12 protein-coding genes are annotated in these 14,281 nt (G+C 76.0%); 5 read left to right on the plus strand and 7 right to left on the minus strand.

Features of this window, described 5'->3' with window-relative positions; translation table 11 throughout:
- Positions 1-205: 205 nt before the first annotated feature.
- From ACWCOM_RS06675 to ACWCOM_RS06685, 3 genes are read left to right on the plus strand one after another with little or no spacing between them, the layout of a single operon-like run.
- Positions 206-3,817, plus strand: a complete 3,612-nt coding sequence (locus ACWCOM_RS06675; protein ID WP_454547957.1) for a TM0106 family RecB-like putative nuclease — start codon at positions 206-208, stop codon at positions 3,815-3,817.
- Positions 3,814-4,485 carry a hypothetical protein gene (locus ACWCOM_RS06680; protein WP_454547958.1) on the plus strand — a complete coding sequence of 224 codons (672 nt, stop codon included), beginning with the start codon at positions 3,814-3,816 and terminating at the stop codon, positions 4,483-4,485. Before ACWCOM_RS06675 ends, ACWCOM_RS06680 begins: the two co-directional genes overlap by 4 nt.
- Before the next feature lie 52 nt (positions 4,486-4,537).
- Complete coding sequence (locus tag ACWCOM_RS06685; RefSeq protein ID WP_454547959.1) at positions 4,538-5,200, plus strand: hypothetical protein; 663 nt, start codon at positions 4,538-4,540, stop codon at positions 5,198-5,200.
- Here ACWCOM_RS06685 and ACWCOM_RS06690 read toward each other — a convergent pair.
- Genes ACWCOM_RS06690 through ACWCOM_RS06705 form a run of 4 tightly spaced genes read right to left on the minus strand, consistent with a single transcriptional unit; the run spans position 5,158 to position 8,822 of the window.
- On the minus strand, positions 5,158-6,138 hold the full coding sequence (locus ACWCOM_RS06690) for a glycine betaine ABC transporter substrate-binding protein (protein WP_454547960.1): 981 nt from the start codon (positions 6,136-6,138) through the stop codon (positions 5,158-5,160). The genes ACWCOM_RS06685 and ACWCOM_RS06690 overlap by 43 nt on opposite strands.
- Positions 6,135-6,890, minus strand: coding sequence for an ABC transporter permease (locus ACWCOM_RS06695; RefSeq protein WP_454548021.1), 756 nt, complete (start codon positions 6,888-6,890; stop codon positions 6,135-6,137). Before ACWCOM_RS06695 ends, ACWCOM_RS06690 begins: the two co-directional genes overlap by 4 nt.
- Positions 6,891-6,943: 53 nt before the next feature.
- Positions 6,944-8,188: an ABC transporter ATP-binding protein gene (locus ACWCOM_RS06700; RefSeq protein ID WP_454547961.1), complete on the minus strand. Its 1,245-nt coding sequence runs from the start codon at positions 8,186-8,188 to the stop codon at positions 6,944-6,946.
- Entirely contained in the window at positions 8,181-8,822 is a 642-nt protein-coding gene (locus ACWCOM_RS06705; protein WP_454547962.1) for an ABC transporter permease, read from the minus strand. Before ACWCOM_RS06705 ends, ACWCOM_RS06700 begins: the two co-directional genes overlap by 8 nt.
- A 149-nt stretch (positions 8,823-8,971) precedes the next feature.
- On the opposite strand from ACWCOM_RS06705, the gene ACWCOM_RS06710 reads away from it, so the two are divergent.
- On the plus strand, positions 8,972-10,396 hold the full coding sequence (locus ACWCOM_RS06710; RefSeq protein WP_454547963.1) for a dihydrolipoyl dehydrogenase family protein: 1,425 nt from the start codon (positions 8,972-8,974) through the stop codon (positions 10,394-10,396).
- A 10-nt stretch (positions 10,397-10,406) separates the two neighbouring features.
- Here ACWCOM_RS06710 and ACWCOM_RS06715 read toward each other — a convergent pair whose 3' ends face one another.
- Both ACWCOM_RS06715 and serS read right to left on the minus strand, forming a co-directional pair.
- Positions 10,407-11,405 carry an HAD family hydrolase gene (locus ACWCOM_RS06715; protein WP_454547964.1) on the minus strand — a complete coding sequence of 333 codons (999 nt, stop codon included), beginning with the start codon at positions 11,403-11,405 and terminating at the stop codon, positions 10,407-10,409.
- Between the two features lie 74 nt (positions 11,406-11,479).
- On the minus strand, positions 11,480-12,784 hold the full coding sequence (serS, locus tag ACWCOM_RS06720; RefSeq protein ID WP_454547965.1) for a serine--tRNA ligase: 1,305 nt from the start codon (positions 12,782-12,784) through the stop codon (positions 11,480-11,482).
- Between the two features lie 163 nt (positions 12,785-12,947).
- Here serS and ACWCOM_RS06725 point away from each other — a divergent pair, with 163 nt between their 5' ends.
- Positions 12,948-13,889, plus strand: a complete 942-nt coding sequence (locus tag ACWCOM_RS06725) for a diacylglycerol/lipid kinase family protein (protein ID WP_454547966.1) — start codon at positions 12,948-12,950, stop codon at positions 13,887-13,889.
- Positions 13,890-13,929: 40 nt separating this feature from the next.
- Here ACWCOM_RS06725 and ACWCOM_RS06730 read toward each other — a convergent pair whose 3' ends face one another.
- Positions 13,930-14,247, minus strand: coding sequence for a hypothetical protein (locus ACWCOM_RS06730; protein WP_454547967.1), 318 nt, complete (start codon positions 14,245-14,247; stop codon positions 13,930-13,932).
- Positions 14,248-14,281 lie beyond the last annotated feature (34 nt).

The raw sequence follows: 14,281 nt of genomic DNA on the forward strand, positions 1-14,281 counted from the left end.
GCGGCGGGGGTCCCCCCACCCGCGCCGCGATCCACCGATCTCTCCCGGCCCATCCCGGCGGAGCGGCTCCACCGCCGCCGGGAGTCGGCCGGCAGGTCCCCGGACCTGCCGGCCGATCCCGGTCCGCCCGGCCCTACGCCGTCCGGCCCCTGTGGTTCGATGGTCCCGGACCCGGGACGGCCCCGGTCCCGTCGGAAGGATGCGCATGTTCCTGCTGGGCCCCGAGGCGGACCTCGTCTTCTCCGCGAGCGACCTGGTGCGCGCGGCCGAGTGCCCGTTCGCGAGCCTGAGCGTGCTGGACGAGCTGCTCGGCCGGGCGCCGCGGCGCCCCGAGGAGCGCGACGCGATGCGCACCCGCACGGCCGCCCTGGGCGACGCCCACGAGCACCGGGTGCTCGCCGCCCACCGGGCGGCGTTCGGCCCCTGGGACCCGGGGACCGGCCGCGGCGTCTACGAGGTCGAGCCGGCCCGCGGCACGGACCGGACCGGACTGGCGGCCAAGCACGCGGAGTCCCTGGCCGCCCTCCGCGCCGGGGCGGACGTCGTCTTCCAGGCCTCGTTCTTCGACGGCGCCTTCCACGGCCGCGCCGACTTCCTCGTCCGCCGCCCGGACGGCGCCTACGCCGTCCACGACACCAAGCTCGCCCGGCACGCCAAGGTCACCGCCCTGCTCCAGCTCGCCGCCTACGCCGACCAGCTCGAGCGGGCGGGGGCTCCCGTGGCGCCGGAGGTCACGCTGGTCCTGGGCGACCGGCGCGAGGCCGTCTTCCCCGTCGCCGAGCACCTGGCCGTCTACCGCGAGCGCCGGGAGCGCTTCGTGGCGGCCGCCGCCGCGCACCGGGCGCGCACCGGCCCCGTCCGGTGGCACGACGACCGCGTGGGCCGCTGCGGGCGCTGCGGGCACTGCGCGCGGGCCGTCGCCGAGCACCGGGACCTGCTGCTGACCGCCGGCATGTCGGTGCGGATGCGCCGCACGCTGCGCGAGCGGCACGGGGTGCGCACCGTCGACGAGCTCGCCGGGCTCGAGGGGCCGCGCCTGCCGGTCGCGGTCCGCAGGCTGCGGGACCAGGCCGCGATGCAGACGGGCCGCGGCGGCGAGGACGGCGCCGTCGAGTGGGTCAAGGACGGGCGGAGCCACCGCACGGCCTACCGGGTCACCTCCGCGGAGCCGCTGCGGCGGCTGCCCGCGCCGAACCCCGGGGACGTGTTCTTCGACTTCGAGGGCGACCCCCTGTGGCAGGATCCCGGGGACCCGACGTCCTGGGGGCTCGAGTACCTCTTCGGCGTCGTCGAGCAGCCCTCCGCCCCGGGGGCCGATCCCGTCTTCCGGCCGTTCTGGGCCCACTCGCGGGAGGAGGAGCGCACCGCGCTGCGGCAGTTCCTGGACTACGTGGCCGAGCGCCGGGCGCGCTTCCCCGGGATGCACGTCTACCACTACGCCGACTACGAGAAGGCGGCCCTGCGCCGGCTCTCCCTGGTGCACGCCGTGGGCGAGGACGCCGTGGACCGGCTGCTGCGCGAGAACGTCCTGGTGGACCTCTACGACACCGTGCGGGCGGGCCTGCGGCTGTCCGAGAGCTCCTACTCCATCAAGCGGCTGGAGCCGCTGTACATGGGCCGGCACCTGCGCACCGGGGACGTGGTGGACGCCGGGGCGTCGGTGGTGGCCTACGCCGACTCCTGCGCCGCCCGGGACGCCGGACGGGCGGAGGAGGCGGACCGGATCCTGGCGGGCATCGCCGACTACAACGCCTACGACTGCCTCTCCACCCTGCGGCTGCGGGACTGGCTGCTCGGCCTCGCCGGGATCTCCCCCGACCCGGCGCACCACCGGCCCGCCCCGGCCCGGCCCGAGCCCGCCGAGGAGCTCCCCGGGACCGCGATGACGGACGCGGAGCAGCGGCTGCGCGCGTTCCTGGACCGCCCGGGGTCCGCCGAGACCCTCGGGCCCCGGCAGCGCACGGCCGTGGCGATGGTCGCCTCCGCCACCGGCTACCACCGCCGGGAGCGCAAGCAGTACTGGTGGTCCCACTTCGACCGGCTGGAGGGCCCGGTCGAGGACTGGGAGGACACCCGCGACGTCTTCGTGGTGCAGCGGGCCGAGGTGCTGGAGGACTGGGCGAAGGACCCGGCCCGGCGCCGGGGCGCCGCGCCCACCCGCCTGCTGCGCCTCACGGGGCGGTTCGGCGAGGGCTCCACGCTCCGGCCGGGGGCCACCGGGCTGTTCCTGGTCTACGGCCCGCCCGTGCCCGCCCACCTCGCCGAGGAGGCCGCCGGACGCGGCAGCGGCCGGGCCGGGGACTGGGCCGCCGCGCTGGAGGAGCTCGACGAGCGCGAGGACGGCACGGCGGTGCTCACCGTGCGGGAGCGGCTGCGCACGCCCCGCGGCGCCCCCTCCCCCGAGCCCTGGGCCGAGCTCCCCCTGGCCCTGACCCCGGAGCGGCCGATCGCCACCGCCTCCCTCGAGGAGTCCCTGCAGACCCTGGCCGCCCGCACCGCCGACGCCCTGCCGGAGCTGCCTGGGCTGCCGGGGCTGCGGCTGCTCCTGCGCGAGCCGCCGCGGCCGGCCGGCGGCGGGCCCCTGCCCGCCCCGGGTCCCGGCGGCACGATCGACGCCGTGGTCGAGGCCCTGCGCTCCCTGGACCGCAGCTTTCTCGCCGTCCAGGGCCCGCCCGGCAGCGGCAAGACGCACCTCGGCTCCCACGTGGTCGGCCGGCTCGTGGAGGCCGGGTGGCGGATCGGCGTGGTGGCCCAGTCCCACGCGGTGGTGGAGAACCTGCTGGGCGGGGTGATCGCGAAGGGCGGCGTGCCCGCCGAGCGCGTCGGCAAGAAGGCGCCGGCTGGGCGCCCCGCGCCCGGGCCCTGGCGGGCCCTCGCGGGCCGGGACTTCGCCGCCTTCCTCGCCGAGGGCGGCGCCGTGGTCGGCGGCACGGCGTGGGACTTCTCCAACGCCGCGTACCTCGAGGACGAGGCCCTGGACCTGCTCGTGGTCGACGAGGCCGGGCAGTACTCGCTCGCCAACACCCTGGCCGTGGCCCGCGCCGCACGCCGGCTGCTGCTGCTCGGGGACCCCCAGCAGCTGCCGCAGGTCTCCCAGGGCACCCACCCCCTGCCGGTCGACGAGTCGGCGCTCGGCTGGCTCTCCCACGGGTCGCCCACGCTGCCCGCCGAGTACGGCTACTTCCTGGACCGCACCTGGCGGATGCACCCCGCCCTGTGCGAGCCGGTCTCCGAGCTCTCCTACGCCGGGCGGCTGGGCTCCGCCCCCGCCGCGTCCCGGCGGGAGCTCACCGGCGTGGCCCCGGGCCTGCGCACCTGCTACGTCGAGCACTCGGGCAACCGCACGGCCTCGCCCGAGGAGGCCCGGCAGGTCGTGGCGCTGGCGCGGGAGTTCGTGGGCACCCCGTGGCGGGCCGGCCCGGACGCCCCGCCCGCGGCCCTGACCCCCGAGGACGTGCTCGTGGTGGCGGCCTACAACGCCCAAGTCGAGCTCGTGGCGCAGGAGCTGCGCGCGGCGGGGCTGCGGGACGAGGCGGGCGCCGGGGTCCGGGTGGGGACCGTCGACCGGTTCCAGGGGCAGGAGGCCCCCGTGGTGATCGTGTCCATGGCCGCCTCCTCCGCCGAGGGCCACCGGGGCATGGAGTTCCTGCTGTCCCCCCACCGGCTCAACGTGGCGGTCTCCCGCGGGCAGTGGTGCGCCGTGCTCGTGCGCTCCCCCGCCCTGACGGACTACCTGCCCGCCACCCCGGAGGGCCTGCAGCTGCTGGGCCGGTTCACCCGGCTGTGCCGCCGCGGGGCGGGCCCGGGGTCGCCGTGAGCGGCGAGCGCTCGGCCCGCGTGCCCTACGTCCTGCACTTCGAGAACCGGACGGTGGTGCTCGGGGAGCCGGCTCACCTCGAGGAGCTCGACGCCCTGCTCCGGGGCGCGGGCGTGTCCACCCGCCCCACGTACTGGCACGGGATGCAGCGGGACGACCCGGGCGCGGCCCTGAACAGCGTGGGCACCGACCTCACCGCCGCGCCCTTCTGGGACCGCGTCGACGCCGGGGCCTTCGCCGCCGCGCGGTGGCCCGTGGACCTGGACGGCCCGCTCTACCTGCCCGCCCCGCCGTGGTGGCTGCAGCGGGCCCGGGCGTGGGAGTACGATCCCGTGGCGCCGGCCCTGGGCGCGGCCGAACCCGGCGGCTGGCTGCGCGTGCCCGGCTGGGCCGGCACCGAGAACAACGACGCCGGGGGGCCGGTGGGGCTGCTGCAGCTCACCGACCCGGCGTCCTTCTGGGTGCTGGCCTCCGACGCCGACCTCACGGAGGTCGCCGCCACCGCCAAGGAGCTCTCCCGGTTCCGGCAGGGCTTCGACCGGCTCACGGCCTACTTCGACCCCGACGACCGGATCGGCTGCCTGCGCCTGCCCCTGATCTGCCGGGAGCCGCTGGAGGACGAGCTGCTCGCCCGCGGCGCGGACATCGAGCCGCGGTTCTGGGAGTGAGCCCCGGCCGCGCCGCGGGGAGCGGGCCGCCGCGGTGACCGATACTGGGAGCGTGTACGTCGTGAGCCTGGACCAGCGCCGCCGCGGGGCGGGCGACCTCGCCCCGGCCCTGGCGCGCCGGCTCGGGGACCTCGGGGCCGTGGTGCCCTTCCAGTGCGTCCGGGCGCACGCGGTGCAGGGCATCACCGCGGACCCGGCCGCGGCGGTGGCCGCGGCCCTGGCCGGGCTGCGGGACGGGGCGTGGATCGTGGGGATCGGGGTGGGCCCGGTCGGGCTCGGGACCGTGTCCGGCGCCGACGGGAGCACGGGCCTGCGCGCCGACGGCCCCGGCACGGTGCACGCCCACCGGGCCGCGGCGGCGGCGGCCCGGGCCGGGCGGGTGCCGGTGTGCGTGGCCGCGGAGGACGCCGCGGCCGCGGCCCGGGCCCAGTCCGTGCTGCGGCTGCTGGGGCGGATCGTGGCCCAGCGCACGGCGGCGGAGTGGCGCGTCGTCGACCTCCTCGTGCCGGGGGCGCGCGGGCAGCAGAAGGTGGTGGCCGGGGAGCTCGGCGTCACCCCGCAGGCCGTCTCCAAGGCGGTGGCGCGCGCCCTGTGGCAGGAGGAGTGGGACGCACGCCCCGCCGCGGCGCGGCTGCTGGAGCTGTGCGAACCGCCCGGGACCGGCCCGGAGGCTCAGGCCTCCACGACGAACCCCTCGGCGAGCATCCACTCGTAGGCGACGTCGGCCGGGTCCCGCCCGTCGACGTCCACCTGCCGGTTGAGCTCCTGCATCACGTCGTCGGTCAGCGCCCGGGAGACCGGCTCCAGGACCTGCTCCAGCGCCGGGAACCGCTGCAGCAGCTCCGTGCTGAACACCGGGGCGGCGTTGTAGGCCGGGAAGAACTGCCGGTCGTCCTCGAGGACGGTCAGGTCCAGGGCGGGGATGCGCCCGTCGGTCGAGAAGACCTCCCCGAAGTTGCACTCGCCGCTGTCCGTGGCGGAGTAGATCGCCCCGGTGTCGTAGATGCCGACGTTGTCCTCCGGCACCTCGCTGCCGCGGTCCAGGCCGTAGTGGGCGAGCAGGGGGGTCAGCCCGTCGCTGCGGGAGTTGAACTCCGCCTCGACGCAGAACGTGCGCTCCGCCACCGGCAGCCCGGCGATGTCCGAGACCGTGCGCAGCCCGTGGGCCTCGGCGTACTCGGCGCGCACGGCCATGGCGTAGGTGTTGTTGAGCGCGGCCGGGGCGCCCCAGGTCAGCCCGTTGCCGAGGTCCTCGTCGTGCACGGCCCGCCACTGCTCCTGCTGGTCCGGGATGCCCTGCTCGTGGCCGAGGTAGGTGAGCCACGCGGTGCCGGTGTACTCGACGGTCAGGTCGGCGCCCCCGGAGAGCATGAGCTCGCGCACCGGCTGGGAGCCGGGCACGTTCGTGAGGTCCCGGGTCTCGAAGCCGGCGGCCTCCACGGCCAGCACGGCGATCTTGCCGAGGACCAGCTGCTCGGTGAAGTTCTTGGCCGTCACCGTCACCTCGGTGCCCCCGGCGCCCTCGACGGGCCGGATGGAGCCGGGCGCGGCGGCGGGCACGTAGGCGGTGGAAGACTCCAGCCCGCAGCCGGCCAGCAGCAGCGCGGCGCCGGAGAGCAGCAGGGCGGCGCCCGCGGGGCGGGGGGTTCTCATCGCAGTCCCCTCGGGCGGGCGACGTGCTCCACGACGCGGCCGATCCAGTCGATGGTCAGGGCGAGCAGCGCCACGAGGACCGAGCCGGCCACGAGCACCCGCACGAGGTCGAGATTGACGCCCGTGGTGATCAGCAGCCCCAGTCCCCCGCCGTTGACGAAGGTGGCGAGGGTGGCGGTGCCGACCACGAGGATCAGCGCGGTCCGCACCCCGGCCAGCATGACCGGCACGGCCAGCGGCAGCTCGACGCGGAGCAGGACCGCGAGCGCACTCATGCCCATCCCGCGGCCGGCCTCCACGAGGCTGCGGTCGACGCCGTCGAGGCCGACCATGGTGTTCTTCAGCACGGGCAGGATCGCGTAGACGATCAGCGCCACCACGGACGCCCGGAAGCCGAAGCCCAGCCAGAACGCGAACAGCACGATCAGCCCCACCGCCGGGGCGGCCTGGCCGATGTTCGCCACCGCGATCACCGGGCCGGTGAGGACGCGCAGCGGCGGGCGGGTGAGGAGGACCCCCACCGGCACGGCCACCAGCAGCACCACCACGGTGGCCACCACGGTCAGCCGCAGGTGCTGCACCGTGAGGTCCCACAGCGCGCCCGGGCGCAGGGTCACCGCCTCGGTCTCGGTCAGCTCGGCGGTGGACAGCCACAGCGCCAGCAGGCCCAGCGCCGCGAGCACCACCACGGGCTGCAGGAGCAGCCCGCGCCAGGTCCTCCGGTCGACGTCGGCGGAGGCGTCCGGGGTCACCGGGCCGTCCTGGGCCTCAGCAGCGGCCGCCGCGGGACGGCCCGTCCGCGTGCTCACCGGCCCTCACCGCCGGGGCCGGCGGAGCGCACGGCGGGCAGCTCCCCCGTGTTGTGCCCCAGCGGCGCGTCCTCCGGGTCCACGGCCCGGCGGGCCTCCGTGATGGCGGCCATGACGGTCTCCACGTAGATGACACCCTCGAAGCGGTCCCGGGGGCCCACCACGAGGGCCGCGCCGGTGCTCGAGACCAGCATCGTGTCCAGCGCGTCGTTGAGCGTGGCGCCCGTGCCGACCAGCGGCAGCCGCTCGTTGCGCTCGCCGGGGACCGTGCCGAAGCGCTCCAGCTGCCGGCGGGCGGGCCAGGACAGCGGACGGTCCCGGTCGTCGAGGACCACGACGTCCCGGGTGCCGGACCGCTCGCCGCGGGCGAGCACCGCCCGCACGTCCTCACCGGGCCGGGCGGTCACGGCGGGGACGAGGTCCACCTCCCGCACCCGGGTGAGGGTCAGCTGCTTGAGGCCGGCGCCCGTGCCGATGAAGTCCTCCACGAACTCGTCGGCGGGCTCGGCCAGGATCCGCTCGGGGGCGTCGTACTGCACCACCCGGGCGCCCTCGTCGAAGACCGCGATCCAGTCGCCCAGCTTCACGGCCTCGTCGAAGTCGTGCGTGACGCACACGATGGTCTTCTGCAGCTCGTGCTGGATGTTGATGAGCTCGTCCTGCAGGCGCTGGCGGGTGATGGGGTCCACGGCGCCGAAGGGCTCGTCCATGAGCAGCACCGGCGGGTCCGCGGCCAGGGCCCGCGCCACCCCCACGCGCTGCTGCTGCCCGCCCGAGAGCTCCCGCGGATAGCGGTTGCGGTACACGGCCGGGTCGAGGGAGACGAGCTCCAGCAGCTCGTCCACGCGGGCGGCGGTGCGGGCCCGGTCCCAGCCCAGCATCCTCGGCACCATGCCGATGTTGGTGGCCACGCTCATGTGCGGGAACAGCCCGCCGGCCTGGATGACGTAGCCGATGCCGCGGCGCAGCTCGTCGCCGTCCATCGAGGTGACGTCCTGGCCGTCGATCACGATCCGGCCCGCGGAGGGTTCGATGAGCCGGTTGATCATCTTCAGCGTGGTGGTCTTCCCGCACCCGGAGGGCCCCACGAGCATCACGGTGCTGCCCGCGGGGATCTCCAGGGTCAGCCCGTCCACGGCGGCCCGGGCCTGCCCGGGGTAGCGCTTGGAGACGTTCTCCAGCAGGATCCGGGCACCGGTGACGGAGGAGTCGGTGCGGGGGGCGGTCACGGAGTCAGGCACGGATACCTCGCGATGTGGTGAGTCGGCCGAGCAGCACGAGCAGCCCGTCCAGGATGAGGGCGACGACGACGACGGCCACGACGCCGGTGAGGACCGAGGCCAGGGAGTTGGCGCCGCCGAGCCGGGACAGCCCGGAGAAGATGAAGCCGCCCAGGCCCGGGCCGAGCACGTAGGCGGCGACGGCGGCCACGCCCATCGCCATCTGGGCCGAGACGCGCATGCCGGCCTGGATGACCGGCCAGGCCATCGGCAGCTCGACCCGCAGGAACGTGGCGGCGCGGCTCATGCCCAGGCCGCGGGCGGCCTCGACGGTGGCCGGCGGGACCCCGGCCAGTCCGACCACCGCGTTGCGCAGGACCGGCAGCGCGGCGAAGAACGTGACGACGACCACGGCGGGCGGCACCCCGAAGCCGAGCGGGGCGATGAGCAGGCCGATGAGGGCCAAGGAGGGGATGGTCAGGCCCACGGCGGAGACGCCGTTGGCCACGGCGGTGAGCCGGGGCGAGCGGTAGCACAGGGCCGCCAGGGCCACCGCGAGGACCGTGCCCAGCACCAGGCACTGGACCACCAGGGAGAAGTGCTGCCAGCCGGCGAAGAGGATCTGCTCCCACCGGTCGGACACGTACTCGGTCACGGCATGCCCCTCGGCTCGTCGGCGATGACGTGGTCACCCGGTCTGCCGAGGACCCTATCACCCGCAGTTCCGCAGTCGTGACCCGGCTCACCCCCGGGGGCGGGGCGGGGCCGGTTGTCGGGCGCCCCCGCCGTTGGCAGACTCGGGGGATGACACGGACCCCGGAGACGTACGACGTGGTGGTGATCGGCGGCGGCCCGGTCGGCGAGAACGCGGCCGGCCGCGTGGTGCGGGGCGGGCTGAGCGCCGCGCTCGTGGAGGCGGAGCTCGTGGGCGGGGAGTGCTCCTACTGGGCCTGCGTCCCCTCCAAGGCGCTGCTCCGCCCGGGCGCCGCGGTCGAGGCCGCCCGCGGGGTGGGCGGGGCCGCGGAGGCCGTCACCGGGCGCCCGGACGCGGCCGCGGCGCTGCGCCGCCGGGACGGCTTCGCCGTGCACTGGGACGACGCGGGCCAGGCCGAGTGGCTCGCCGGCGCCGGTGTGGAGCTGCTCCGGGGCCGGGCGCGGCTGGCCGGGCCGCGGCAGGTGGAGGTGACCGCCGGGGACGGGGACGTGCGGCGGCTCGCGGCCCGCCACGCCGTGGTGCTGGCCACGGGCTCGCGCCCGGTCGTGCCGCCGGTGCCGGGGCTGGCGGACGGGCCGTTCTGGGGCACCCGGGAGGCCACCGCCGCCCGGGAGGTCCCCGCCTCGCTCGCGGTGCTCGGCGGCGGGGTGTCCGGCACGGAGCTGGCGCAGGCCTTCGCGCGGCTGGGCTCCCGGGTCACCGTGGTCGCCCGCGGCCGGCTGCTGGGCGCGTTCCCCCGGCCGGCGGCACGGCTGGTGGCCGACGCGCTGGCGGCCGAGGGCGTCACCGTCCTCGAGGGGCGGGGCACGGAGCGGGTCCGGCACGGCCGGGACGGCGTCGAGCTCGTCCTCGACGACGGCGGGACGCTGCGCGCGGAGCGGCTGCTGGTGAGCACCGGGCGGCGCCCCGCCCTGGAGGGCCTCGGGCTCGAGGAGCTCGGGGTGGACCCCGCGGCCCTGCGGGTCGACGCCTCGGGGCGGGTGGCCGGCCCGCAGGAGCAGTGGCTGTACGCCGCGGGGGACGCCGCGGGCGGCGCGCTGCTCACCCACCAGGGCAAGTACGAGGCGCGGGCCGTGGGGGACGCGGTCGTGGCCCGGGCCGCCGGGCGGCTCGGGGACCCCGTTCCCGCGTGGTCGCGGTACGCGGCCACCGCCGACGCCTGCGCCGTGCCCCAGGTGGTGTTCACCGACCCTGCGGTGGCCTCCGTGGGCCGCTCCGCGGAGCAGGCCCGCGCGGACGGGCTCGAGGTGGACGTCGTGGAGCACGACATCGACGTGGCGGGGGCCGCCCTGCACCGGGACGGCTACCGCGGCTGGGCCCGCCTGGTGGTCGACCGGCGCCGCCGCACGCTCGTCGGGGCGGTCTTCGCGGGCCCGGACGTGACGGAGCTGCTCCATGCGGCGACCGTCGCCGTGGTCGGCGAGGTGCCGCTGGAGCGGCTGTGGCACGCGGTGCCCGTCTTCCCCACGATCAGCGAGGTGTGGCTGCGCCTGCTCGAGGAGTACGGCCTGTGAGCCGCACCCCTCACAGCAGGGAGCGCAGGATCCGGGCGACGCCGTCCTCGTAGACGGTGTGGGTCACCTCGTGGCAGACGGCCGCGACCTCGTCCGGGGCCTGGCCCATGGCGACGCCGCGGGCGGCCCAGCCGAGCATCTCGATGTCGTTGCGGCCGTCGCCGACCGCGACCGTGTGGGAGGGGTCCACGCCCAGCCGGCGCCGGACCTGCTCCAGGGCGCTGGCCTTGGAGACGCCGTTGGCGGCGATGTCCAGCCAGGCGCTCCAGCCCACCGAGTAGGTGACGCCGTGCAGACCGGCCTCGTCGATGGCCAGGGCGAACTCCTCCGGGGTGTGCTCGGTGCTGTAGACGACCATGCGCACGGCCCGCATCCGGGCGAGCTGGTGCAGGTCCACGCCCACGGCCTCGATGCCGAAGGAGGCGTCCTGGAAGCGCTCCGTGGAGTAGAAGGAGCCGTCCTCGGTCTCGAGGGCGAACTTCGCCGTGGGCAGGCGGTGCTCGAGGGCCTCGAGGGCCTGGCCGGGGTCGAAGGAGACGCACTCGAGGACCCGGTGGTAGTCGGGCAGCGCCGGGTCCAGCTCGAGGGTCATGCCGCCGTTGGAGCACACGGCGTAGCCGCGCTCCTGGCCGATGAGCTCGACCACGGGCAGGGTCGCCCCCTTGGAGCGGCCGGTCGAGATGACCACGTGGTGGCCGGCCCGGAGCACGGCGCGGGTGGCGTCGCGCACCGCCGGGGACATGTGCCCGTCGTGGTCCACGAGGGTGCCGTCGACGTCGAGGGCCACGAGGTAGCGGACCCCCGCCTCCTTCTTCCACCCGTTGGAGCGGGGCGGCTGGACCTTGAGCGGGACGCGGACGTCCGCGGCCGAGCGCGTGGGTGCGGTGGTGCCGCCGGTGTCGCCGAGGTCCTCCGAGTGATCGACCTTCAGCGGGACGGTGGAGTTGATGCTGATCAGTTCGTGCTGGTCCTCGGTGCCAGCCGTCTTTTCTTTCGTCATGCGGGACATGGTGCCACATCACACCGACAGGGTGACCAGCATTTCGGCATGAGATGAATACGGGTCGAACGCGGCCCGTCGGTTCAGCTCCGGACGGGGATGCTCTCCTGGCCGCGCAGATAGGGGCGCAGCGCCTCCGGCACGCGCACGGACCCGTCCGCCTGCTGGTGCGTCTCCAGGATCGCGGCCAGCCAGCGGGTGGTCGCCAGCGTGCCGTTGAGCGTCGCCACCGTGCGGGTGCCGCCCTTGCGGGTCCTGCCGGCGTCGTCCGTGGTGCCGGGCAGCCGCTCGCGCACGTTGAGCCGCCGGGCCTGGTAGGTGGTGCAGTTCGAGGTCGAGGTCAGCTCGCGGTACCGGCCCTGCGTGGGCACCCACGCCTCGCAGTCGAACTTGCGCGCGGCGGAGGCGCCGAGGTCCCCGGCGGCGGTGTCGATCACCCGGTAGGCCAGCTCGCAGCGGGCGAGCATCTCCTCCTCCCAGCCGAGCATCCGGGCGTGCTCGGCCTCGGCGTCCTCCGGGGCGCAGTAGACGAACATCTCCAGCTTGTTGAACTGGTGCACGCGGATGATGCCGCGGGTGTCCTTGCCCCCGGAGCCGGCCTCGCGCCGGTAGCAGGAGGACCAGCCGGCGTAGCGCAGCGGCCCGTCGGCGAGGTCGAGGATCTCGTCGGCGTGGTACCCGGCCAGCGGGACCTCGGAGGTGCCCACCAGGTAGAGCCCGTCCTTGCCCACGTGGTAGATCTCGTCGGAGTGGGCGATGTCGAAGCCCGTGCCGCTCATGATCTCGGGGCGCACGAGGTTGGGCGTGGTCATGGGGACGAAGCCGTTGTCCAGCGCGAGGTCCTGGCCCATGAGCAGCAGGGCGGTCTCGAGCCGGGCGACGTCGCGCTTGAGGAAGTAGAACCGGGCGCCGGAGACCTTGGCCCCGCGCTCCATGTCGATGCCGTCCACGAGCTCGCCGATCTCCAGGTGGTCCCGGGGCTCGAGGCCCTCGGCGGCGAAGTCCCGCGGCTTCCCCACGGTCCGCAGCACCGCGTAGTCGTCCTCCCCGCCGGTGGGGACGCCGTCGAGGACGAGGTTCTCGACCACGGAGACCAGCTCGTCCTGCCGGACGCGGGCCGCCTCGGCGGCCGCCTGCGCCTCCTTGACGCGGGCCGCCAGCTCCTTGACCTCGGCCAGCAGCGCCTGCTTCTCCTCGCCCTGCGCGCGGGCCACCTGCTTGCCGAACGCGTTCTGCCCGGCCCGCAGGTTCTCGTACTCGGTGATCAGGTTGCGGCGCGCGACGTCCGCCTCCAGGATCCGGTCGATCAGGGACACGTCCGCCCCGCGGGCGCGCTGCGAGGCGCGGAAGACGTCGGGGTTCTCACGGAGCTGGTTGATGTCGATCACCCTGACAGGGTACCCAAGACCCGTGCTCGGGCCGGGCGGGGCCGGCGGGTTAGGCTGGAGGACCGCCGCGGTCCGCCCGGCGCCCCGGGACGGGCGCGCCGCCCCGCGCGGTCACCGCACGACGCCGCCCACGCCCAGCACCGCCGAACCGAGGAGTCCTCCCGTGACCGCCACTCCAGTGGGCCCGAAACGGGTCGCCGTCGTCATCAACCCGATCAAGGCCGACGCGGACGTCGCCCGCGACGCCATCATCATCGGCTGCCGCAAGGGCGGGCTGCCGGACCCCGTCTTCTTCGAGACGGAGGAGGACGACCCCGGGTTCTCCATGACCCGCCGGGCGCTGGAGCAGGGCTTCGACCTCGTCCTCGCCGCCGGGGGCGACGGCACCGTGCGGGCCGTCGCCGAGACCCTCGTCGACGGGGACGTGCCGCTGGGCCTGCTGCCGCTGGGCACGGGCAACCTCCTGGCCCGCAACCTCGGCGCCGACCTCGGCGACCCGCACCGCAACGTGGACATCGCGCTCTTCGGCGACGAGCGGGCCATCGACATGGCGAGCTTCCGGCTGGAGCTGGCCGACGGGACGGTGAAGGACCACGCCTTCTGCGTGATGGGCGGGGCCGGCTTCGACGCGCAGATCATGACGGACACCAAGGACGAGCTCAAGAAGCTGGTCGGCTGGGCCGCCTACGGGGAGGCCGGCGTCCGGCACCTGTTCGCCCCGCCGCGGTGGGCCCGGTTCCGGATCGACGACGGCGAGTGGCAGAGCCGGCGGGTGCGCTCGGTGATGGCCGCCAACTGCGGCATCCTCACGGCGGGGATGATCCTCGTGCCCCAGGCGAAGATCAACGACGGCGTGCTGGACCTCGTGGTGATGTCCCCGCGCAGCACCCTGGAGTGGGCGCTGATGGCCGCGAAGGTGGTGTTCCGGCAGCGGCGGGACCTGCCCGTGATCGAGTTCTTCGCCGGGAAGAGGGTGCGCGTGGAGTTCCACGAGCCCGTCGAGTCCCAGGTGGACGGGGACGGCACGGGGCTGATCAAGGGCTTCGAGTCCGAGATCCTGCCGGGCGTGCTCTCGGTGCGGGTGCCCCCCTCCCAGGCCGACTGACCCGCGGGGCCCGCCGGCCGGACCCGCCCGCGCGCCCGGCTCAGTCGACCGGGTCGGGACGGCGGCTCAGGCCCGCCACGAAGGCGCCCATGAGGGCGACCACGGCCCCGCCCACCGCCAGCAGCGGGCCCCGCTCCCGGTCCGGGGCCGGGGACGCCGGGTCGAGGGCGAGCCGGGCGGCCGGCACGAGGTCCTCCACCGTCCGCGGGTCGCCGGCGGCGGGTGCCGGGACGATCTCGGTGCGGAGCCCCCCGGGGCCCTCCGGGCCCCCGGCGGCGGCCGGGGCGGCGGCGAGCGCGCAGACCAGCGCGGCGGACGCGGCGGCGAGGGCGGAACGGCGGGCGGCGGGAGCAGGCATGGTGGCACCTCCGGTCGGGCTCGGCACCGGCCCG

Source organism: Kocuria sp. KH4 (genome assembly GCF_053711175.1).